Origin of the sequence: Ruegeria sp. HKCCD7303, assembly GCF_013111185.1 — a bacterium.
In the GTDB taxonomy this organism is placed as follows: Bacteria; Pseudomonadota; Alphaproteobacteria; order Rhodobacterales; family Rhodobacteraceae; genus Ruegeria.
The window spans coordinates 21,326-43,701 of record NZ_WVRE01000007.1; the positions used below are offsets into that span (position 1 = coordinate 21,326).

Consider the following 22,376-nt stretch of genomic DNA (forward strand, 5'->3'; position numbering starts at 1 on the left):
GTTCTGGAGTTACGGAACCGCAACGAAAAGGAAAGTGACACGTGGCACGTATTGCCGGCGTAAACATCCCGACTGCAAAGCGGGTACCAATCGCCCTCACATATATCACCGGTATCGGCAACACTTCGGCCAAAGCAATCTGCGAAGCCGTGGGCATTGAAGCGACTCGTCGCGTCAATGAACTGTCCGACGCCGAAGTTCTGGCCATCCGCGAACACATCGACGCCAACTACACCGTCGAAGGTGATTTGCGTCGTGAAGTTCAGATGAACGTCAAGCGCCTGATGGACCTGGGCTGCTATCGCGGTCTGCGTCACCGCCGCAACCTGCCGGTTCGCGGTCAGCGCACCCACACCAACGCTCGTACCCGCAAAGGCCCCGCAAAGGCCATCGCTGGTAAGAAGAAATAAGGGAGGGTCTGACTGATGGCACGTGATAAGACTCGCGTTAAACGCAAAGAGCGTAAGAACATCGCATCGGGCGTTGCCCATGTGAACTCGACCTTCAACAACACCAAGATCCTGATCTCGGACGTACAGGGCAACGCCATTTCGTGGTCGTCTGCCGGTACCATGGGTTTCAAAGGATCGCGGAAATCGACCCCCTACGCCGCTCAGATGGCTGCAGAAGATGCAGGCAAAAAGGCGCAGGAACATGGCGTCAAGACGCTGGAAGTCGAAGTTCAGGGCCCCGGTTCGGGTCGTGAATCGGCTCTGCGCGCGCTGGCTGCGGTGGGCTTCAACATCACGTCGATCCGCGACGTGACCCCGATTGCTCACAACGGCTGCCGTCCGCCGAAGCGTCGTCGCGTCTAAGCGATTTTGAATTGAGCTGGGGCTGTGTTTTTGCACGGCCCCAGCACGTCATTTTGAACCTCGGGCGTCTGCACCTTGTTGGTCATGGGGCGCGGACAGGAATGGAGGGATTACATGATCCACAAGAATTGGGCAGAATTGATCAAGCCGACTCAGCTGGAAGCCAAGCCGGGCAACGATCCCGCACGCCAGGCGACCCTGGTTGCCGAACCGCTGGAGCGTGGCTTTGGTCTGACCCTGGGCAACGCCCTGCGCCGCGTTCTGATGAGCTCGCTGCAAGGTGCGGCAATCACCAGCGTTCAGATCGACAACGTCCTGCACGAGTTTTCCTCGGTCGCAGGTGTTCGTGAAGACGTTACCGATATCATTCTGAACCTCAAGCAGGTTGCTCTTCGCATGGAAGTCGAAGGCCCTAAGCGCCTGTCGATCAATGCCAAAGGCCCGGCAATTGTCACTGCGGGTGACATCAGCGAAAGCGCTGGCATCGAGGTTCTGAACCGCGATCACGTCATCTGTCACCTGGATGATGGCGCCGATCTGTTCATGGAACTGACCGTCAACACCGGCAAAGGCTATGTTTCGGCTGAGAAGAACAAGCCCGAAGACGCACCTATCGGTCTGATCCCGATCGACGCGATCTATTCGCCGGTCAAAAAGGTCGCCTATGACGTTCAGCCGACCCGTGAAGGTCAGGTTCTGGACTATGACAAGCTGACCCTGAAGATCGAAACCGATGGTTCGATCACACCTGAAGACGCGTTGGCCTTTGCCGCTCGCATCCTGCAGGATCAGCTGTCGATCTTCGTCAACTTCGACGAGCCGGAATCGGCGAGCCGTCAGGACGAGGACGATGGTCTGGAGTTCAACCCGCTGCTGCTGAAGAAAGTGGACGAGCTGGAACTGTCGGTCCGTTCGGCAAACTGCCTGAAGAACGACAACATCGTTTACATCGGCGATCTGATCCAGAAAACCGAAGCCGAGATGCTGCGCACCCCGAACTTCGGCCGCAAGTCGCTGAACGAGATCAAAGAAGTGCTGTCCGGCATGGGTCTGCACCTCGGCATGGATGTCGAGGATTGGCCGCCCGACAACATCGAAGATTTGGCTAAGAAATTCGAAGACGCGTTCTAAGCGCGTCTTCCCAATGCCCGGCTTTCCGGGGACTGTCTGGGCGATGATGCCCCAAGGAGAGCCGGTGACACGCATCGCTGGCCAGACAAAGCAAAACGCGAAAGAAGGAACTAGAAAATGCGTCACGCACGTGGTTATCGCCGCCTGAACCGTACTCATGAGCACCGCAAGGCGCTGTTTGCGAACATGGCCGGCTCGCTCATCGAGCATGAGCAAATCAAGACAACTCTGCCCAAGGCAAAAGAACTGCGCCCGATCATCGAAAAGCTGGTCACTCTGGGCAAGCGCGGCGACCTGCACGCCCGCCGTCAGGCCGCATCTCAGCTGAAAGAAGACAAAGACGTCGCGAAGCTGTTCGAAGTTCTGGGCCCCCGCTATGCCGAGCGTCAGGGCGGTTATGTCCGCATCCTGAAAGCTGGCTTCCGCTATGGCGACATGGCCCCGATGGCGATCATCGAGTTTGTTGATCGTGACATCGACGCCAAAGGCGCAGCCGACAAAGCCCGCGTCGCCGCCGAAGAGGCTGCAGACGAAGAATAAGAAAGCCCTGCTTTCGAATAATTGGCCCCTGCGTCCCGGACGCGGGGGCTTTTTGGTTTTTGGCTTTGGGCCAAATTCCGAGATTTGTTGCCAGAATCATGAACTTGGGCGATCCTCAAAGAAATTGAAGGATCACTATATGTTTAGATATCTGATTTTTGCGCCCCTGTTTTGCGCAAGCACTGCGCTTTTCGCGCAGGAAACCACAGATGAAACGACCGAGGCGGCGTCGCAAGAAACAACGGACCTTCTGACCGACGCAGAGCTGCAAACTCTGGTCGCGCCGGTTGCATTGTACCCGGATACTCTGCTCATCCAGATACTTGTCGCCTCGACCCAGCCGCTGGAGATTGTGAAGGCCGAGCGTTTTCTGATCGACAATGCAGACCGAGATCCGGCTGAGCTTGAGCCTGAAATCGAAGCGATGGGCTGGGACCCGTCCGTCAGCGTGCTTGCAACAGCGTTCCCCGAGATCGTTGGGCAAATGGCGACACATGTCGACTGGACCGAAACGATGGGAACAGCGATGTTGGCCCAATCTGACGATGTGATGGATGCCGTCCAGGTGATGCGGGATCAGGCAATCGATAGCGGTGCACTGGTGTCCGGCCCGGAACAAACCGTTGAGGTCGAAGAGGATGAAACCGTCGTCATCACACCGACCAACACGGAAACCGTTTACGTTCCGCAATATGATCCTGCCACGGTGTATACCGGGCCATCAACGGGTGACGTCGTTGGGGCCGCTCTGCTGACCTTTGGCACCGTGGCGTTGATTGACGAGATTTTCGACGATGACGATGATTGGTACGATTATTGGGGGTGCCGAAACTGCGGTGGATGGGGCGGTGGCCCGATCTACAGAAACCCGAATATCGACATAGACGTCGATGGTAACGTCAATATCGGTAACAACATTAATCGCAAAGATGTTGAATGGAAGCCTGATACGAACCGTCAGCAACAAGCGCGGAACAAAATCGCCGATCATAAACGCACTGGTGGCGGTGCCGGAACATTGCCCGTTGACCGGCCAAACGGCCGCACAGATGAGTTGCGCTCAAAGCTCAGCCGAGAATCCGGGGCTGCCGACATAAGTCGGGACGGCTCGGGCGCTGCGGCGTTGGCGGCCGGGGCGGGCGCCGGGGCGATTGCGGGTGGTGCACTGGCCAACCGCGGCAATGACAAGCAATTGCCCAAGGTCAATCGGGGGAATGTCGACACTGACAGAGCCGCCGCGAAACAGAAGGCTGTGGACAGAACCAAGCAACCCTCTGGTGCCGCCAAGAAGCCGGTTAAAAGCAACGCCAAGACCGCCAAGAAACCTCAGGCCCAAAGGGCTGCAGTTCAGCAGAAAAAACCTGCGGCCAAAGGGAAAGCCATGCAAAAAAAAGCGTCCGGCAAGAGAACCCACAGCGCGTCAAAACGCGGGCACGCAGCCAAGGGAAAGCGGAGGAGATAAGATGCGGAAACTCATAATTTCTTCTGCCATTCTTTTGATCACGGCGAGCACAGCGGCATCCGAGGGTGCCCGATACAATAGCCCGCAAGCGGCGTTGGATGCGTTTGTCGGTGCTCTGAAGTCGGATGATCGGGACCAGTTGCTGGACGTGTTTGGGGCTGAGGCCGAAGACTTGCTTGCAACCGGCGACCCCGAAGAAGACCGCGCCAGACGAGAGGAAGTGCTTGGTATGTATGCCGAGGGCTATCGTTTCCAGCCGGACGAGAACGGTGTTGTCGTCTTGCTGGGAGAAGGCAGCTGGCCCTTCCCGATCCCGATTTCTCGGGCCGGTGAGGAATGGCACTTTGACCTCGAAGCGGGCATCGAAGAGGTTTCGGCCCGCGAGATTGGCTTGAATGAGCTGGAAGTGATGGAATTGCTTGATGCTTATGTCGATCTTCAGGCCGCGTTCCGTTTGGCCGACCATAATGGCGACGGCGTGATGGAATTCGCGCGCAACATCATTTCCGATCCGGGTGTGAAAGATGGTCTGTTCTGGCCCGAGGAAGACAGCTTTGTCGGCGCAGCCCTTGCGCGGGCGGTGGCCTCGGGGTGGAGCGACGGTGAAGAGGATTACGAACCTGAACCCTTCTTGGGTTATTACTACACGATCCTTCAGGGGCAGGGGCCCAATGCTCTGGGTGGTGCGTATTCGTACTTTGTCGGAGATCATTTTGTAGCAGGTCATGCGTTGTTGGCCGTTCCTTCCGAGTATGGCGAGACCGGAATTCACTCGTTTCTTGTGGGTGAGAACGGGATCATTTTCGAGGCGGACTTCGGTCCTGACACGCTCGAACGCGCTGCGGATATCCAAGAGTATGACCCGGGCCCTGATTGGTCGCCAGCAGAGTAAAACCAAAAGCGTTTGCGAACGCGGACCAGATGGGTGTCGTATTTTAACAAGTTTCGGTGACTTCAGATGATGAACTGTGCTTTCTCACGCGTGAATATGGAAACAGCGTGATTGGAGGCAGCGATGACCGTGTTTTCTGAATTACCAGCACAAATCACCGGTCCATCTGTTTGGAACGGACGGGAAATGGCAGCGCGGCAGAATGAATGGCTGTTGCATCTGAGCCCTGGGGATGTCGCTGACCTTGAGCAAGCCGCGCGCCATTATCTAAGCCTGGGGCGAGATATCGGCGAAATCACCAAAACAGATTTTCCGTTGCGCCGGTTCAACGGCCATCTTGAGACTCTAAAAGACACGCTGATCAACGGTATTGGGTTCGAAGTGATCCGGGGCCTGCCGGTCGAGACCTATTCTCAGGAGATGGCCGCCGCGATCTTCTGCGGGGTGGGTGCCCATTTGGGATCGGCGCGATCCCAGAATGCACAGGGGCATATTCTGGGTCATGTCCGGGATATCGGTGCGGACGCAAATGACCCGAACACGCGGATCTATCAGACTCACGAGCGCCAGACATTTCACACAGACAGCGCCGATATCGTAGGACTATTGTGCCTTCGGGACGCCAAGGAGGGCGGGGATTCACTGCTGGTCAGCGCTGAAGCCATCTATAACCGGATGCGCAACGAATGCCCGGACCTGCTGGAGCGATTGTTCGACCCGATAGTGACTGACCGGCGCGGCGAAGTGCCGGAAGGGATGCAGCCCTTTATGACCATTCCGCCCTTCAACTGGCATGATGGCAAGCTGACCGTGTTCTATCAGCGGCAGTATATCGACAGTGCGCAGCGGTTTCCCGAAGCCATGCGCCTGACCCCAGAGCATGTCGCTGCTTTGGACAAGTTCGACTCCTTGTCGAACGACCCAGATCTATATCTGACCATGCGGTTGCAGCCCGGCGATATGCAATTTGTCTACAACCATTCTCAGTTGCATGACCGGACGGGTTTCGTGGACTGGCCTGATCCGGCCAAGCGTCGGCATCTTTTTCGCCTATGGCTCTCACCCGACGGAGACCGGGAGTTGCCTGACGTTTTCAAACAGCGCTACGGGTCGATCGAAGTGGGTAATCGGGGCGGGATCATTACAAAAGGGACCCGCCTGCACGCGCCGCTGGATTGAGCACGCCGGACAGGTGCTTGCATTAGCGCGCGCGTAGTCGCATATCCTACGCAGCTTTTGAGGTAGAGGTATCCATGCTTCGCGCGACACTTATCGCTTTGACCTGTGCAGTTTCCACATTTGCGACGGCTGAAACACGCGTGCCGCAGTCGCAGGCCGAGATTTCGCTGGGCTTTGCTCCTGTGGTGAAAAAAGCCTCTCCTGCGGTCGTGAATATCTATGCCAAGATCGTGCGGCAGGGGCGGGCCAGTCCGTTCTTTTCGGACCCGTTTTTTCAAGACTTCTTTGGCCGGGGCTTTGGCACGCCACAGCCGCGCGTTCAAAACTCGTTGGGTTCTGGTGTGATCCTGTCCGATGACGGCTATGTCGTGTCTAACTATCACGTGGTTGGATCCGCGACAGAGATCCGGGTCGTCACCACGGACCGACGCGAGTTTTCGGCCACAGTTGTACTGGGCCATGAAGAAAGCGACATCGCGATTCTGCGTTTGGAAGAGGCCGAAAACCTGCCTTTCCTGAGCCTGCGGGATTCCGATCAGGTTGAAGTTGGCGAACTGGCCCTGGCCATTGGGAACCCCTTTGGTGTTGGGCAAACCGTGTCTTCGGGCATCATCTCGGGTCTGGCGCGCACGGGAACGGCAACTGGCAACGGTCGCGGGTATTTCATTCAGACGGATGCGGCGATCAACCCGGGTAATTCCGGCGGCGCATTGATCGACGTGAATGGCGATCTGATCGGGATCAACACGTCGATCCTGACGCGGTCCGGTGGTTCCAACGGTATCGGCTTTGCCATCCCGGCAAATTTGGTGGCCGAGTTCCTGAAACAGGCGCAGCAAGGCAATGACAGCTTTGTCAGCCCTTGGGCGGGAATGTCGGGTCAGCACATGAGCGCGGATATCGCGGAATCTTTGGGGCTAGTTATCCCGCTGGGCGTTGTGATCTCGGACCTGCATGACCTCAGCCCGCTGCGCGAGGCGGGGCTGAAGGTGGGCGACGTCGTCACCCATGTGGACGGGGACGAGGTGAACTCCCCCGCTGAAATGAAGTTCCGCATGTCTATTGCAGGTGTGGGGGGAAGCTCGGTTCTGACGCGGCTGCGCGGCGACCAAAGCGATGAGGTCGAGGTGGCCTTGATCAAAGCACCTGAAACACCCGCTGCCGAAGAAACCGCGCTGGACGATACGACCGTTCTGCCGGGTTTGATCGTGTCCCGGATCAATCCGGCGGTGATCACCAAGCTGGGCCTGCCCCTGTCTCTGACCGGCGTTGTTGTGGTTGATCCGGGCCCTTATGGCGCGCGGGCCGGGTTACGACCTGGCGATGTAATCGAGACCATCAATGCGGTCGATATTCAGCGCCCCGGTGATGTCGAACGCGCAATGACAAACCCGGGACGCCGTGTGCAGATGGGGCTTCAACGCGAAGGCCGGTCCGTGTCCCTGCGATTCCGGCTGTAACGTATGAGCGATCTGTTCGATACCGGGCCAACCGAACCCGTCGATGCCCCGCGCCGCCCTTTGGCAGATCGATTGCGGCCCCAATCGCTGGGTGACGTCATCGGTCAGGAGCAGGTGCTGGGGCCTGAAGCCCCGCTGGGTGTGATGCTGGCGGCGGGCAGCCTGTCCAGCCTGATCTTTTGGGGTCCGCCCGGAGTAGGAAAGACGACCATAGCGCGGCTTTTGGCGCAGGAAACCGATCTGCATTTTGTCCAGATCAGTGCGATCTTCACGGGTGTGCCTGACCTGAAGAAGGTCTTCGAGGCCGCCAAGATTCGCCGACAGAACGGGCAGGGGACGCTGTTGTTCGTGGACGAGATCCACCGTTTCAACAAGGCGCAGCAAGACGGGTTTCTGCCCCATATGGAAGACGGCACCATCTTGTTGGTCGGTGCCACAACCGAAAACCCGTCATTTGAACTGAATGCCGCTGTGCTAAGCCGGTCGCAGGTTCTGGTACTGGAACGCCTCAGCCTTGCCGACCTTGAACGCCTGACGCAGCGCGCCGAGAAAGAGTTGGACCGCGCTTTGCCTTTGACCCCGGCTGCGCGCGATGCGTTGCAGGAAATGGCAGACGGCGATGGGCGGGCGTTGCTGAACCTGATCGAACAGGTCTCGGCCTGGAAAGTGGACGCGCCGCTGGATCCCGATGCATTGTCGACGCGGCTGATGCGGCGGGCTGCGAAATACGACAAGTCGGGTGATGAGCATTACAACTTGATCTCGGCCCTTCATAAATCGGTACGTGGGTCTGACCCGGATGCTGCGCTGTACTGGTTCGCACGAATGCTAACCGGCGGCGAAGACCCGCGCTATCTGGCGCGCCGGATTACGCGGATGGCGGTTGAGGATATCGGTCTGGCGGATCCTCAGGCGCAGGCCATTTGCCTGCAATCGTGGGAAACGTATGAACGGCTGGGGTCTCCCGAAGGAGAATTGGCGCTGGCGCAAGCCTTGGTTTATTTGGCGCTGGCCCCAAAATCCAACGGGGCTTATGTCGGCTACAAAGCGGCCATGCGGCTGGCCAAACAATCCGGCAGCGAACCACCGCCCAAGCATATCCTGAATGCGCCCACTTCGTTGATGAAGGATCAGGGATATGGTGCGGGTTACTCTTATGACCATGACGCCGAGGATGGGTTTTCGGGTCAGAACTACTTCCCGGAATCCATGAAACGCCCGGTCCTGTATCAGCCGGTGGAACGCGGGTTCGAGCGAGAGCTGAAAAAGCGCCTCGATTACTTTGCCAAGCTTCGGACACAGCGCAACAGTTAGTTACGCAGGGTCAGTATTGGACATGCCGCCGCGTCACAGGCGACAGGTTCGCAATAGATCGTTTCCCTTGGGTCAATACCAGCAAGGGAGGACGGGAAATGCCGGTTTCAATTGAAAAGACCCAAGACGTCTGGACCATCATCCATGACAGGCCGGATGCACGAAATGCCGTTGATACGGAACACGCTGTAGCTCTGGTTGACGCATTCCTGAGTTTTGAAGTCAGTTCTGCCAAAGCCGCTGTGTTCTGGGGCAAAGGTGGCAATTTCTGCGCGGGCTGGGATCTGAAACTCGCCGCCTCGCTGGCCGACCCTGAACTGCGTGAGGCGTATTTCGACAAACATACCTTTCCAATAGGTTCAGCCACTTCGACACTTGGGCCGATGGGACCGTCCCGGCTGGAGCTTTCGAAACCGGTCATCGGCGCGATTGAGGGTGCCGCCGTGGCCGGAGGCATGGAGCTTGCTCTTTGGTGCGATATCCGCGTGATGGCGGAAACGGCATATCTGGGTGTTTACTGCCGCCGCTGGGGGATTACGCTGATGGATGGCGGCTCGGTCCGGTTGCCGCGTTTGGTGGGGCAAGGCAAAGCGCTGGAGATCGCCTTGACAGGTCGGAAAGTCGAGGCCGAAGAATGTTATCGGATCGGGCTGGCAGAAAAGGTCGTCCCGCATGGTGAAGCGCGTTCTGCAGCTGAAGAAACGGCCCATGAAATTGCACGTTTTCCGCAAGAGGCTGTGCGGGCTGACCGCCGTTCGATCATCGAAACGCGGGGTATGCCGGTGCGCGAAGCGCTCAAGGTGGAATGGGCCAACGGGTTGGAGGCGATCCGCCGTGAAGGAACCTCGGGCGCGGGGCGTTTCCGGGACGGGGCGGGGCGACACGGGGATTTCTCGAACATCTGATCGCAACAGCCAGATACCTTGACTCTTGGCGCATTGCGCGCGACAGACGCCCATGATTTCTGGGACACGGACAAAGGTGCAATCCGGGCGGCTCACCCGCGCGGTGCAAGGGTTAATGGCATGAGTGGCGTACAGATGATTACAGTCGCTGAAGGGGATGGCGACCAGCGCGTTGACCGCTGGCTGCGCCGTCTTTTTCCGCATGTCAGTCAGGGCCGCATTGAAAAGATGTGCCGCAAGGGTGAGCTGCGTGTCGATGGCAGCCGCGCCAAAGCCTCGACCCGGCTGGAGGTCGGGCAAGTGGTGCGTGTGCCGCCTTTGCCTGACGCAGATCACAAACCGGCTGAGGTCAAACATCGTATCTCGGATGCCGATGCCAAGATGATCCAGTCCTGCGTGATCTACCGCGACGATCACATTCTGGCGCTCAACAAGCCGCAGGGCCTGCCGGTTCAGGGCGGCAGCGGGCAGACCCGGCATGTCGACAGCCTGTCCGAGGCGTTGCGGTTCGGCTATGACGAGAACCCGCGTCTGGTCCACCGCTTGGACAAAGATACGTCAGGTGTTCTGCTGATGGCCCGCACGCGTGAGGCCGCCAAGGGCCTGACGGCCGCTTTCCGTCACCGCGACACGCGCAAGATTTATTGGGCACTGGTGGCCGGTGTTCCGACTCCCTACCTGGGTGAGATCAAGACGGGCCTTGTCAAAGCACCGGGTCATGGCAAGCACGGCGAAGGCGAAAAGATGATCCCCGTGCATATGAACGAAATCGACAGCACACCAGGCGCCAAACGCGCGCACACGCATTACGCGACCCTCTACCGGGTGGCCGGCCGTGCCGCATGGGTTGCAATGGAGCCGATCACCGGGCGGACGCACCAGCTGCGGGCCCACATGGCGGCCATCGGGCATCCGATTATTGGCGATGGAAAATATGGCGGCTCGGGCCAGGAAAACCTTGGCGACGGCTGGGGCGCGCAACTGGGTGGGATCATTAGTAAAAAGCTTCACCTGCATGCCCGGCGACTGTCGTTTCAACACCCAATGACCCGTAAGCCTGTGACAGTCACGGCACCTTTGCCGGATCATATGAAGCACAGCTGGGATACGTTCGGGTGGACCGAGGATCTGGCTGCTGACGATCCGTTTGAGGATCTGCAATGAGCGCACCCTTACGGCTGGTTCTGTTTGATGTCGACGGCACGCTGGTCGACAGTCAGGGCAGTATCGTTCACTCCATGACAACCAGCTTTCAGGCTGCTTCGGTGCCTGTCCCGTCGCGCGACGCGATCCTTTCGATTGTGGGTCTGTCCTTGCCACACGCCATTGCGCGACTGGCACCGGATCAACCATCCTTGGTCCAGGGTGATCTGGTTGAAGGGTACAAAGAGGCTTACCACGCACATCGGCTGGACCTGGGTGCGGCCAGTTCGCCGCTTTATCCCGGCGCGCGTGAGGCGATTGAAGCGTTACACGCTGTGCCCGAAGTACTTTTAGGAGTAGCCACCGGCAAGTCACAGCGCGGTCTTGATGCGTTGATCGAGGCGCACGGGCTGGAGGCTTATTTTGTGACGCGTCAGGTTGCAGATCATCACCCGTCCAAGCCACACCCGTCCATGGTGCAGACCGCCTTGTCTGAAACCGGTGTTGATCCGGATTGCGCAGTGATGATTGGTGACACGAGCTTTGACATGGACATGGCTGCGGCGGCGGGTGTGCGCGGAATTGGGGTGACCTGGGGATACCATGATCGCTCGGCTTTGGCTTCGGCGACTTGCGTGATCGAGACATTTGACCAGTTGCCCACGGCGCTGGCTGGAATATGGAACTAGGAAATGAGCGACTGGAAACCAAAACGCTTCTGGAAAGACAGTGCCGTTGTCGAGGCCGACGGCGGGTTTGCGGTTGAATTGGACGGTCGACGTGTCAAAACGCCCGCCAAGAAAGGTTTGATCTTACCGACCCGCAGCATGGCCGAAGCGGTCGCGGTAGAATGGGATGCGCAGGAAAAAGAAGTTGATCCTGCGACAATGCCGTTCACACGTTCTGCCAATGCCGCAATCGACAAAGTGCGCGTTCAGCATGCAGAAGTGGCCGACATGCTGGCCGATTACGGCGATTCTGATCTGCTGTGTTACCGTGCCACGCACCCGCAAGAGCTGCAGAACCGCCAAAGGGACGAATGGGACCCGGCCTTGGATTGGGCCGAATCTACGTTGTCCGTTCGTCTGGTACCGGTCGCAGGGGTGCTGCACCAACCACAAGCGCGTCCGGCCTTGGAGACGCTGCGCGCACGGGTCCATGCGCTGAATGCGTTTCAACTGGCGGCCTTCCACGATCTTGTCAGCCTGTCAGGGTCGTTGATTCTTGGGTTCGCGGCAGCCTTGGATTGGCGCAATCCGGACGAGATATGGCGCATTTCGCGACTGGACGAAATCTGGCAGATCGAGCAATGGGGCCATGATGACGAGGCGCATGAGGTTGCTGAGGTCAAAAGGGCGGCGTTTCTACATGCAAAACGCTTCTTTGATATGTCGGTTTGAGCCATAATTCCTGATATTTGGGCAATTGTGCAAAGGGCTTGGGGGGTGAACCATCGATTTCGATGATCCGACCCTTGACGTTTGTTTATGAATACGCCCAAACTCAGTCCCACTAAAGGGGAGACACCTTTGGGGTAACCTATCCGGCATCCACTTGCCGGGCAGAGCCGTTTCTTATGAGACGGAAAATCAGGAAGAGGTAAAAATGAAAAAATCCGTAATCTTGGGCGCGGCGACGATTGCCGGTCTGGCTGCTGGTGCAGCTGCGGCGGGCACCATTGACGACGTCAAGGCGCGCGGCAAGTTGAATTGCGGCGTGACCACCGGTCTGGTTGGTTTTGCTGCACCCGACGCAAATGGTGAATGGCAAGGCTTTGACGTTTCGCTGTGCCGCGCTGTTGCTGCTGCCGTTCTGGGCGACGCAAACGCCGTTGAGTTTGTTCCGACCACCGGTAAAACACGCTTTACTGCGCTGGCATCCGGCGAAATCGACATGCTGGCCCGTAACACCACATGGACCTTCAGCCGCGACGTCGACCTGAAGTTCGAATTCACTGGTGTGAACTACTATGACGGTCAGGGCTTCATGGTTCCCAAGGCGCTGGGCGTCAGCTCGGCCAAGGAACTGGACGGCGCAACCGTTTGTATCCAGACCGGCACCACAACCGAGCTGAACCTGGCGGACTTCTTCCGCTCGAACAACATCAGCTATGAGCCGGTTCCGATCGAAACCAACGCCGAAGCGCAGCAACAATATCTGGCTGGTTCGTGTGACGTTTACACCACTGACGCATCGGGTCTGGCAGCGACGCGCGCCACGTTTGAAGCACCGGACGAGCACGTTCTGCTGCCCGAAATCATCTCGAAAGAGCCTCTGGGACCGCTGGTTCGCCACGGTGACCACGAGTGGGGCGACGTTGTCCGCTGGACTCTGAACGCGCTGGTCTCGGCAGAGGAACTGGGTGTGACCTCGGCCAATATCGATGAGCTGAGCGGTGGCACCGACAACCCGGAAATCAACCGCCTGCTGGGTACCGAAGGTACTCTGGGTGAGATGCTGGGCCTGGACGCTGACTGGGCTGCCAAAGCCATCAAAGCAGGTGGCAACTATGGTGAAGTATTCGCCAAGAACATCGGTGAAGAAACTCCGATTGGTCTGGCGCGCGGCTTGAACGCTCAGTGGACCGAAGGCGGCCTGCTGTATTCGCCGCCGTTCCGCTAAAATCTACGGAGATGGGCGCAGGGTATAACCTGCGCCCTCTTCACATCAAAGAGCTGCGGAAGCATTCAGAGCGGGAAAAACTCGCCAAGACAAAAAAACCGCACGCTACGGGGATTTCAAAATATGTCGACTATGACTGATCCACCGAAAGCTGACTTTCGGTTGTCCATGCTCATTAACGACACTCGCTATCGCTCCCTGACGTTTCAGGTGATCGCGGCGATCGTTATTGCGCTTTCCATCTGGTATCTCGGAAACAACCTGATCCAGAACCTTCGGGCCGCAGGGCTCAACATCTCTTACTCGTTTTTGGGCGACTCCTCCGGGTATGACATCAACCAGAGACTGATAGAATATGACAGCCAGTCCAGTCACGGGCGTGCGGCTGTTGTTGGTATTCTCAACACGCTGTTGGTTGCCTTTCTGGCATGTATTACGGCCACGGTGTTCGGCGTGATCGCGGGGGTTCTGCGGCTTTCGAACAACTGGCTCGTGTCGAAACTGATGGCGGTCTATGTCGAGATCTTCCGGAATATTCCGGTTCTGATCTGGATCATCATAATCTTCACCATAATGACGGCTGTACTGCCCGCGCCACGCGCGTTCCGGGGCGATGCCGCCACATCCAGTATGTTGTTCGACGCCTTTGCCTTTACCAACCGGGGTGTCTATATCCCGCGGCCCGAGTTCGCAAACGGGCTGTTTGGCGCAACCATTCTGAACTGGTTGCTGGTGATTGTCGTTTTGATCGGTTCGTGGTTCGCCTCGCACGAGATCGAAAAGCGGGCCACATTGAAACAGGAAGAGACCGGCGAACGTCCGAAGACATTCTTGGTCAAATTGGCTGTTTGGCTGGTGCCCTTTGCCTTGCTGATGCTCATCATGGGTTTGACCTGGGATATTCCCGCTCTGAAAGGCTTTAATTTCAGCGGTGGTATCAAGGTTGGCGGCCCGCTGATTGCATTGTGGTTCGCCCTGTCGATCTACACCGGTGCCTTCATTGCGGAAAACGTACGTGCGGGTATTCAGGCGATCAACAAAGGTCAGACCGAGGCCGCCGCCGCGCTGGGTTTGCGTCCCGGACGGATCATGAACCTTGTCGTTCTGCCCCAGGCACTGCGTGTCATCATACCGCCGCTTATTTCGCAATACCTGAACATCACCAAGAACTCGTCGCTGGCGATCGCTGTTGGTTATGCAGACATCACAGCCACGCTGGGCGGCATCACGCTGAACCAGACCGGTCGTGCGATCGAATGTGTGCTGCTGCTGATGCTCTTCTATCTGACAGCCTCGTTGCTGATTTCGATGGCGATGAACATCTACAACGCCTCCGTTAAGTTGAAGGAGCGCTGAGCCATGAGTGATCAAACAACAAACCCGATCGCCTTTGTGGCCGAAGGCACTATCCCGCCTTCACCGCCACCTGCAAATGAAGTCGGAGTGGTCAAGTGGCTACGCGAGAACCTCTTCTCGGGCGTGACAAACACCATCCTGACGGTGCTGTCGCTGGTGCTGATCTACATTCTGTTGAAAAACACGTTGCCGTGGATTTTGAACGGGGTGTGGAATGCCAACTCTCTGGCGGAATGTCGCGAGATCCTGGACGGCAAGACCGGCGCCTGTTTTGCGGTTCTGACGGAACGCTGGCCTCAGCTGATCTATGGCTTCAAGTACCCGGCCGACGCTTATTGGAGACCAAACCTGGCCTTTGTGCTGATGCTGGTTGCCCTTGCCCCGGTGTTGTTCTTTGACCTGCCACGCAAGATGCTGCTGTTCACTGCGGTTTACCCGTTTGTGGCCTTTTGGCTGATCTGGGGCGGCACGATCCTGGTTCCTCTGGTGGCGCTGGTTGGTTTCATTGCAGCAGGTGCCGTATTCCAGAAACTGGGCAACAACAGCTTTGCTGCCGGGTTCTTTGGGGCTATTGTGACTGCGTTGGTGATCTGGAATGTCGGCGGAGCTCTGATCCCGGAAAGTGCATCAGAGAATGCTTGGCTCACAGCTGTTCCCAGCCGTGATCTGGGTGGCTTCATGCTGAACATGATGCTGGGTGTGACCTGTGTGTCTCTGTCGGTGCCGCTGGGCATCGCGCTGGCCTTGGGTCGTCAGTCGAACATGCCGCTGATCAAGTGGGTTTGCGTTATCTTTATCGAATTCATCCGTGGCGTGCCTCTGATCACGCTGCTGTTCGTGGCTTCGGTGATGCTGGCGTATTTCTTCCCGCCTGACAGCACAGTCGACCTGTTCCTGCGTGTTGTGATCATGATCACCATGTTCTCAGCCGCCTATATCGCCGAGGTGATCCGTGGCGGTCTGGCGGCACTTCCGCGTGGACAGTACGAAGCAGCAGACAGTCTGGGTCTGGATTACCCGCAAGCGATGCGGCTGATCATCCTGCCGCAGGCTCTGAAGATTTCGATTCCCGGGATCGTGAACGTGGCCGTGGGCCTGTTCAAGGATACCACACTGGTTTCGGTCATCTCGATGTTCGATCTGGTGGGCATGATCCGGGGTCCCATTCTGGCGTCGACCGAATGGAACGGCGTCTATTGGGAGCTTCTGGGCTTTGCCGCGCTTCTGTTCTTCGTCGTCTGTTACGGCATTTCTCAATATTCTCAGTGGCTCGAGCGTCGCCTTGCCACAGATCATCGTTAAGGAGTTCAACACATGTCTGAACTTGCAGTAGAACGCGAAATCGACCGCTCGAAGATGCAGGTGAGCGATGAGGTCGCCATCGAAATCAACGGCATGAACAAGTGGTACGGATCATTCCACGTGCTGCGCGACATCAATCTGACCGTCAATCAAGGCGAGCGGATCGTTATCGCGGGCCCGTCGGGTTCGGGTAAGTCCACCCTGATCCGCTGCCTGAACGCGCTGGAAGAACACCAGCAGGGCAAGATTGTCGTGGACGGGATCGAGCTGTCGAATGATCTGAAGAACATCGACAAGATCCGGTCTGAGGTTGGCATGGTGTTCCAGCACTTCAACCTGTTCCCACACCTGACCATTCTGGAAAATTGCACGCTGGCCCCGATCTGGGTACGCAAGACGCCCAAGAAAGAAGCCGAAGAACGCGCGATGCACTTCCTCGAGAAGGTGAAGATCCCCGATCAGGCCTTGAAGTACCCCGGTCAGCTGTCCGGTGGTCAGCAGCAGCGTGTGGCGATTGCGCGTTCGCTGTGCATGATGCCGCGGATCATGTTGTTCGATGAACCAACATCGGCGCTGGACCCCGAGATGATCAAAGAGGTGCTCGACACCATGATCGAACTGGCCGAGGAAGGTATGACCATGCTCTGTGTGACCCACGAGATGGGCTTTGCCCGTCAAGTCGCCAACCGCGTGATCTTTATGGACGCGGGCCAGATCGTGGAACAGAACGAGCCGGAAGAGTTCTTCAACAATCCGCAGAGCGAACGGACCAAACTGTTCCTCAGCCAGATTTTGGGGCACTAAACGGCCTGAAATTGAAGAAAGGGCGGGGTTTTGCCCCGCCTTTTTTATTCCAGCAACTCGCGCGGAATGGCGAATCCAAGGATTTTTCCGCTGTGCCATTGCACCTCGGTCCAACTGGTGATGTCAAATTCCATGACGGTCGTTGCGCAGGTCGGATAGTCCAGAAATCGCGGATGTGTCGGAGCTTCCCGCACCAGCTGGTGGGCAAGCTGCGCTATCCCAGGATTGTGCCCCAACATCAAAACGGTTTGCCCCTTTGCTTCGAATAACTGGCGTATCATCTGGTCAGGCCCCGCCAGGTAGAGCGCGTCGCGAAACTTCGCGCGCCGGGCCGTCATGGACATCCTATCCCAGGTTTCGCGGGTTCGGGTCGAGGTCGAGCTGAGAACCTCATCCGGCACCCAACCATGTGTACGCAGCCATTTGGCAATTGCGGAGGCTGACTTGCGTCCACGTTTGTTCAACGGGCGCGCATGATCATCCAAAATCGGGTTATCCCAGCTGGATTTGGCGTGGCGTGTCAGGATCAGCGTGCGGGTCATGACGTGTGGAACGACCTCATGTGATGGGCCGACTGTTCTGATGTGCGCTCCGCTCCTGCACTGAGAGGGCATGCAAGGCGGGCAAGACATCCGCCGGTCATGCAGGTCTGTCCTTGGGTTGTGTCAAGGTGGCTGTGGCAGGCTGAGATGTTGTAGAATTCCTGAGCGTTCAGGGCACCGACCGGGCAGGCCTGCGTACATGGCGCGACGCAGGTAATGCAGGGAGATTGTCCGGGTGTGTCCGGGATACTGAATTCTTCGGCAAAGTGCAGTGCACCTCGATATGAGATCATCATGCCCACCGTGTCATGCACCAAAGCGCCCACCGGGCTGCTGAAGGTCCGTCCTGATTTCAGGGCCCAATCGATGAAAGGGGCATAAGGTGGCCCGCCAAAAGGAAAATAGGCCTCGGCATTAAATGTCTGGGCTATTTCGCCAATGATCCTAGCGGACCAGCGGTCAACCGGGTCCGGTGCCCCCCATTCTGGTGCGGCCTTCAAAACAGGCCAAAAGTCCCCTCCGGCGCCTAAAAGGACCAACGTACCGGATTCAAGCTGTTTGGCTTCCACCTTACGGGGACGCAGTGCTCCCATGACAATCAGTCCCTCACGATGAGCGACCTCAACGATGTGGTCATAGGATATCGCATTTGGGTCAGAGGAAGGCTGCGCAAGATTGGCCATGTTTCATCCTTCCTTGAACGGGTCAGTCCGGCCTTATAAGCGACCCGGCCCCGTGTTCTGTAAACAATTCTAGCAACACGGCATTCGGTGCGCGCCCGTCCAGGATCACCACGGCCCGGACGCCGCTGTGCAGCGCGTCCAGGGCCGTTTCAGTTTTGGGGATCATGCCGCCCGCGATCGTGCCTTCGCGGGTCATTTCGCGAATTTGTCCTGCCTTCAGTTCGGTCACAACATCTCCGGCGGCATTCTTGACGCCTGAGACATCGGTCAGCAGCAGCAGACGGTCGGCTTTCAGGGCCGAGGCAATTGCGCCCGCCGCCGTATCGCCATTGACGTTGAAGGTTTCACCATCGCGGCCGGCACCCAACGGGGCAATCACCGGGATCACATCATGAGAGAACAAGTCATACAGAATCTTCGGGTTCATGTCAGAGGGGGTGCCCACATATCCCAGAGATGCGTCCGTCTGGTCGCAGACCATCAGGTTTGCATCCTTGCCAGACAGCCCCACGGCAGAACCCCCTTGATCGTTGATCGCCTGGACAATGCGCTTGTTCACAAGACCGGACAAAACCATCTCGACCACTTCGACGGTTGCTGTGTCTGTCACACGCTTGCCGTTCACGAATTCAGACTGGATATCCAGCTTGTCCAGCATCGCGTTGATCATCGGACCGCCACCATGAACCACAACTGGATTAACCCCAACCTGACGCATCAGAACCACGTCACGGGCGAAGCTTTCCATCGCCTCATCGCTGCCCATTGCGTGACCGCCCAGCTTGATGACGACAATGGCCCCGTCATAGCGCTGCAGATAGGGCAGAGCGCTGTTGAGTGTGGCTGCGGTGGCGATCCAGTCCCGGTTCATATCTCTTGTCTTCATGGCTAAAGTCCCTTTGGAGACCTGTGTTAGGGCCTTTGTCCGGCCCTGCCAAGTGTGAAGCTATTCCAGATGCGCAATGATGGACCGCAGGGTCGCGATACCGTCGCCTTTTTCGGAAGAGGTCAGCACGATTTCCGGGAACGCTGCGGGGTGCTTGGATAGGGCCGCACGTGTTTGGTCCAGCACCTTTTCGCGGTCCTTGGCCTTGACCTTGTCCGACTTGGTCAGAACGCATTGAAAGGTCACGGCGCTGGTGTCCAGCAGCTTCATGATCTCGGCATCGACTGGCTTCACGCCGTGGCGCGCATCGATCAGTACAAAGGCACGTCGCAGGGTCTGGCGACCACTGAGATACTGTTTCAGCAGCTTCTGCCATTTCTCCACCACTTTCAGCGGGGCGTTGGCGTATCCATAGCCGGGCAAGTCCACCAGATAGAGTTCGGGGCCTTGGGTGAAAAAATTGATCTCTTGCGTGCGCCCGGGCGTGTTCGAGGCGCGCGCCAAACCCTTGGTTCCGGTCAGCGCGTTGATCAGACTGGATTTGCCGACGTTCGACCGGCCTGCAAAACAGACCTCCAACCGATCAGGGGCGGGCAGGCCGTTCATGGCGACCACGCCTTTGACAAATTCAGAAGGGCCAGCAAACAGCTTGCGCCCGTGTTCTTTGGTAAGGTCATCCGGCTCTTCAGCCAGTGGAAATGGAAGCGATGTCATAGCACGCGCACCTCATCATGCAGGCGGACTTCACCACCCTGAATGACTTCGGCGTAAACACCGAAATCCTGATGGCCCCAATTGCTCAGCGCACCCAGAGTGTCTGCGTCACGTGCGCCAGTCTCTGGGTTCGCGGTGGTGGCCATGCAACGGGTAATGCGTTCGCGGATACGGAACACGGCCTGCCCAATGCGGATGTCACGCCCCAACCAGTCAAACTCTTCCCACAAGGGCAGGCCGTCAAACCAGATGTTCCCGCGCCAGCGGACGGTTGACAGCGACTGGCCAAGCTTTTGCTCGACCGCGCGGTGAGACGCCATGTTGCACAAGCTGATGGATGGGAAATCACTGTCGGTCATCCCGCGTCCCGGAACCCGGACTATTCTGGCAGGTGCCGCGCGGTCGGCGGGCATCAGAGGTTTTACCCAATCCAGGAAAATCTCCTGTTCGGTATCCGGGGCAAATAATAAATCAGGCCGGTCAGGATGGCGTAAAGTTACACGCTCGTCTTGGAGTTCGGCTGAGATCGCTGCCAGCTCGGGTGCTTTAGCGACCCGGGTGAAATTCGAACAAGGGGCCCAATCCGATCCATCCGTCTTGGCAGCTTCATGAGCAACAGCCCAAACGCGATCCCCGGGCATGGTCTGCCCGGGGATGACTGTGATCTGGCTCAGCGCCTCGCGCCCGTGACTTTTGATCGGGTGACGCCAGAGGTCTGAGACTGTCCCGCTCATTTGTTGTCCGTTTTCGGCGTTTTCTTGAAGCCGGATTTTATATTTCCGAACACGTCCGGGGTGTAGCCCTGGCTGCGCATGATCAGATATTGCTGCGTGAATGTGATCGTGTTGTTCGCTATCCAGTAGACAACCAGACCGCTGGCAAAACCACCCAGCATGAACATGAAGACCCAAGGCATCCATGCAAAGATCATCGCCTGAGTGGCGTCTGTTGGTGCCGGGTTCAGCTTCTGTTGCAACCACATCGAGATACCCAGCAACAGCGGCAGAATACCGATGAAGATCAGCGCCATGAAGCTTTCAGGCGCGGGTGCCGCCCATGGCAGCCAGCCAAAGAAGTTGAAGATCGATGTCGGGTCAGGTGCGCTCAGGTCCTGGAACGGTCCGAACCAGGGTGCCTGGCGCAATTCGATTGTGACGAAAATCACCTTATACAGCGAGAAGAAGATCGGAATCTGCAACAGGATCGGCAAACAGCCCGCAGCCGGGTTCACCTTTTCCTTCTTGTACAGTTCCATCATGCCTTGCTGCATCTTCTGCCGGTCGTCGCCGGCGGCCTCTTTCAGGGCCTCCATCTGCGGCTGCAGTTCTTTCATCTTCGCCATCGAGACGTAGGATTTGAACGCCAGCGGGAACAGAATCGCCTTGATGATCAGCGTCAGGCCGATAATCGACCAACCCATGTTGCCAATCAGCACGTTGATGTTGTGCAGAAGCCAGAAGATCGGTTTGGTCAGGAAGAAGAACCAGCCCCAATCAATGCTGTCGATGAACTTCTGAACGCCTTCTGACTGGTATTCCCGAATGGCCTCCCATTCTTTTGCACCGGCAAAAAGGCGGGTGGTGACCTGCTCGGTCGCGCCCGGCGCAACTGTCAGCGTCGGCAGAACCGTTTCTGTCTGATAGATTTTGCGGCGCGAGTCATACTTGGCGGCAGCTTTGAATGCGGAACCAGGCTCAGGGATCAGAGTGGTCATCCAATAATGATCGGTGAAACCGATCCAGCCATTTTCCTTTACCTGATATACCTCGGCCTGCGCACGCTCATTCGGGTCGATGTCGAAATCACGGACGTCGCCATAGTCCACCTCCGTCAGTGTCCCGTCGGCCATGCCGATGACGCCTTCATGGAGAATGAAGAAATTCTTCAAGCCAGGCAGATCACCGTCTTCGCCGATACCGTGGCGTGCCAGGATGCCGTAGGGGGCCATGCCGACCTCGGCCTCGGTGGCGTTTTCAACCGACTGTGTGATGCTGAACATATAGTTCTCATCAACCGAGATAGCGCGGCGGAAGGTCAAACCATTGCCGTTGTCCCAAACAAGCGTCACCGGGCTGTCAACGCCAAGGGTCTCGCCCTGCTCAACGGACCAGATTGTGTTGGGTCCGGGAACGTCGGCACCGCTCAAGCCAGCGCCAGGGGCCCAACCGTATAGGGCATAATACGCGGACTCGGACCCCACCGGTGACATCAGTTCGACAATCGGAGAATCGTCGGCCAGCGAAACCTTATAGTCTTTCAGCGACAGCTCATCGATGCGACCACCGGCCAGCGACAGGCTGCCGGTCAGGCGCGGGGTGTCGATATCGATCCGTGGCGCTTGGGCCTCGGGCTCAGCTTCTGTCGCAGCCGCAGTTGCTTCCCCCACAGCGCCTGTACCTGCAGCGCTGGGCGTCTGAACCTCATTGCCTTCAACATTGGAAATTTCAGCCTGTTCAGGAGCAGGTGTCGGTTCCGGCGGAGGGAACAGTACAAACCAGACCAGGATCACGAGAAAGCTGAGCGCAGTTGCGAGGATGAGATTCTTGTTCTGATCGTCCATAGGGGACAGCCACCTTGAGCAGTGAAAGACACCCGCAGGGTTCAACAGAGTGCGGGCCCAAAGGTC

Annotated in this window: 23 protein-coding genes; 17 read left to right on the forward strand and 6 right to left on the reverse strand. The window is 57.6% G+C overall.

The window, feature by feature from the left end:
- The first annotated feature begins 41 nt into the window (after nucleotides 1–41).
- The 17 genes from rpsM (at nucleotide 42) to GS630_RS16975 (ending at nucleotide 16,925) form a co-directional block, all read left to right on the forward strand.
- Nucleotides 42–410 (forward strand): 30S ribosomal protein S13, encoded by a 369-nt coding sequence (gene rpsM, locus GS630_RS16895; protein WP_170328762.1) that lies wholly within the window; start codon nucleotides 42–44, stop codon nucleotides 408–410.
- A gap of 15 nt (nucleotides 411–425) precedes the next feature.
- Entirely contained in the window at nucleotides 426–815 is a 390-nt protein-coding gene (gene rpsK, locus GS630_RS16900; RefSeq protein WP_008757289.1) for a 30S ribosomal protein S11, read from the forward strand.
- 114 nt (nucleotides 816–929) lie between these two features.
- The gene (locus tag GS630_RS16905) at nucleotides 930–1,946 is read left to right on the forward strand and encodes a DNA-directed RNA polymerase subunit alpha (protein WP_050605850.1); all 1,017 of its coding nucleotides are present in this window, start codon (nucleotides 930–932) and stop codon (nucleotides 1,944–1,946) included.
- Nucleotides 1,947–2,063: 117 nt separating this feature from the next.
- Nucleotides 2,064–2,486 carry a 50S ribosomal protein L17 gene (gene rplQ / locus GS630_RS16910; RefSeq protein WP_171181624.1) on the forward strand — a complete coding sequence of 141 codons (423 nt, stop codon included), beginning with the start codon at nucleotides 2,064–2,066 and terminating at the stop codon, nucleotides 2,484–2,486.
- A 139-nt stretch (nucleotides 2,487–2,625) separates the two neighbouring features.
- Nucleotides 2,626–3,948, forward strand: a complete 1,323-nt coding sequence (locus GS630_RS16915) for a DUF3300 domain-containing protein (RefSeq protein WP_171619995.1) — start codon at nucleotides 2,626–2,628, stop codon at nucleotides 3,946–3,948.
- A gap of 1 nt (nucleotide 3,949) precedes the next feature.
- Nucleotides 3,950–4,840, forward strand: coding sequence for a DUF2950 family protein (locus GS630_RS16920; RefSeq protein WP_171712136.1), 891 nt, complete (start codon nucleotides 3,950–3,952; stop codon nucleotides 4,838–4,840).
- 123 nt (nucleotides 4,841–4,963) lie between these two features.
- Nucleotides 4,964–6,019 (forward strand): TauD/TfdA family dioxygenase, encoded by a 1,056-nt coding sequence (locus GS630_RS16925; protein WP_171619991.1) that lies wholly within the window; start codon nucleotides 4,964–4,966, stop codon nucleotides 6,017–6,019.
- Between the two features lie 74 nt (nucleotides 6,020–6,093).
- On the forward strand, nucleotides 6,094–7,479 hold the full coding sequence (locus GS630_RS16930; RefSeq protein WP_171619989.1) for a trypsin-like peptidase domain-containing protein: 1,386 nt from the start codon (nucleotides 6,094–6,096) through the stop codon (nucleotides 7,477–7,479).
- 3 nt (nucleotides 7,480–7,482) lie between these two features.
- Nucleotides 7,483–8,793: a replication-associated recombination protein A gene (locus GS630_RS16935; RefSeq protein ID WP_171619987.1), complete on the forward strand. Its 1,311-nt coding sequence runs from the start codon at nucleotides 7,483–7,485 to the stop codon at nucleotides 8,791–8,793.
- Between the two features lie 98 nt (nucleotides 8,794–8,891).
- The gene (locus GS630_RS16940) at nucleotides 8,892–9,698 is read left to right on the forward strand and encodes a crotonase/enoyl-CoA hydratase family protein (protein WP_171619985.1); all 807 of its coding nucleotides are present in this window, start codon (nucleotides 8,892–8,894) and stop codon (nucleotides 9,696–9,698) included.
- 120 nt (nucleotides 9,699–9,818) lie between these two features.
- The gene (locus GS630_RS16945; protein ID WP_171238477.1) at nucleotides 9,819–10,862 is read left to right on the forward strand and encodes an RluA family pseudouridine synthase; all 1,044 of its coding nucleotides are present in this window, start codon (nucleotides 9,819–9,821) and stop codon (nucleotides 10,860–10,862) included.
- On the forward strand, nucleotides 10,859–11,530 hold the full coding sequence (locus GS630_RS16950; protein ID WP_171235896.1) for an HAD-IA family hydrolase: 672 nt from the start codon (nucleotides 10,859–10,861) through the stop codon (nucleotides 11,528–11,530). Before GS630_RS16945 ends, GS630_RS16950 begins: the two co-directional genes overlap by 4 nt.
- A 3-nt stretch (nucleotides 11,531–11,533) precedes the next feature.
- Nucleotides 11,534–12,241: an ATP12 family chaperone protein gene (locus GS630_RS16955; RefSeq protein WP_171235897.1), complete on the forward strand. Its 708-nt coding sequence runs from the start codon at nucleotides 11,534–11,536 to the stop codon at nucleotides 12,239–12,241.
- Nucleotides 12,242–12,446: 205 nt separating this feature from the next.
- Nucleotides 12,447–13,463, forward strand: a complete 1,017-nt coding sequence (locus tag GS630_RS16960) for an amino acid ABC transporter substrate-binding protein (RefSeq protein ID WP_171181642.1) — start codon at nucleotides 12,447–12,449, stop codon at nucleotides 13,461–13,463.
- Between the two features lie 123 nt (nucleotides 13,464–13,586).
- Complete coding sequence (locus GS630_RS16965; RefSeq protein WP_171181644.1) at nucleotides 13,587–14,819, forward strand: amino acid ABC transporter permease; 1,233 nt, start codon at nucleotides 13,587–13,589, stop codon at nucleotides 14,817–14,819.
- A gap of 3 nt (nucleotides 14,820–14,822) precedes the next feature.
- Nucleotides 14,823–16,121 carry an amino acid ABC transporter permease gene (locus tag GS630_RS16970; RefSeq protein ID WP_171181646.1) on the forward strand — a complete coding sequence of 433 codons (1,299 nt, stop codon included), beginning with the start codon at nucleotides 14,823–14,825 and terminating at the stop codon, nucleotides 16,119–16,121.
- Nucleotides 16,122–16,133: 12 nt separating this feature from the next.
- The gene (locus GS630_RS16975) at nucleotides 16,134–16,925 is read left to right on the forward strand and encodes an amino acid ABC transporter ATP-binding protein (protein ID WP_280922860.1); all 792 of its coding nucleotides are present in this window, start codon (nucleotides 16,134–16,136) and stop codon (nucleotides 16,923–16,925) included.
- A gap of 44 nt (nucleotides 16,926–16,969) precedes the next feature.
- On the opposite strand, the gene GS630_RS16980 is transcribed toward GS630_RS16975, so the two are convergent.
- From GS630_RS16980 to yidC, 6 genes are read right to left on the reverse strand one after another with little or no spacing between them, the layout of a single operon-like run.
- A complete protein-coding gene (locus GS630_RS16980) occupies nucleotides 16,970–17,467 on the reverse strand; it encodes a histidine phosphatase family protein (protein ID WP_171619983.1) in 498 nt (165 codons plus the stop codon).
- Nucleotides 17,464–18,150, reverse strand: coding sequence for a ferredoxin (locus GS630_RS16985; RefSeq protein WP_171238458.1), 687 nt, complete (start codon nucleotides 18,148–18,150; stop codon nucleotides 17,464–17,466). Before GS630_RS16985 ends, GS630_RS16980 begins: the two co-directional genes overlap by 4 nt.
- 22 nt (nucleotides 18,151–18,172) lie before the next feature.
- The gene (gene argB, locus GS630_RS16990; RefSeq protein WP_171619981.1) at nucleotides 18,173–19,036 is read right to left on the reverse strand and encodes an acetylglutamate kinase; all 864 of its coding nucleotides are present in this window, start codon (nucleotides 19,034–19,036) and stop codon (nucleotides 18,173–18,175) included.
- A 60-nt stretch (nucleotides 19,037–19,096) separates the two neighbouring features.
- Entirely contained in the window at nucleotides 19,097–19,750 is a 654-nt protein-coding gene (yihA, locus tag GS630_RS16995) for a ribosome biogenesis GTP-binding protein YihA/YsxC (RefSeq protein ID WP_171619979.1), read from the reverse strand.
- Nucleotides 19,747–20,484: an MOSC domain-containing protein gene (locus GS630_RS17000; RefSeq protein ID WP_171619977.1), complete on the reverse strand. Its 738-nt coding sequence runs from the start codon at nucleotides 20,482–20,484 to the stop codon at nucleotides 19,747–19,749. The genes yihA and GS630_RS17000 overlap by 4 nt, the downstream gene beginning before the upstream one ends.
- Nucleotides 20,481–22,310: a membrane protein insertase YidC gene (gene yidC / locus GS630_RS17005; RefSeq protein WP_171619975.1), complete on the reverse strand. Its 1,830-nt coding sequence runs from the start codon at nucleotides 22,308–22,310 to the stop codon at nucleotides 20,481–20,483. Before yidC ends, GS630_RS17000 begins: the two co-directional genes overlap by 4 nt.
- Nucleotides 22,311–22,376: the final 66 nt, after the last annotated feature.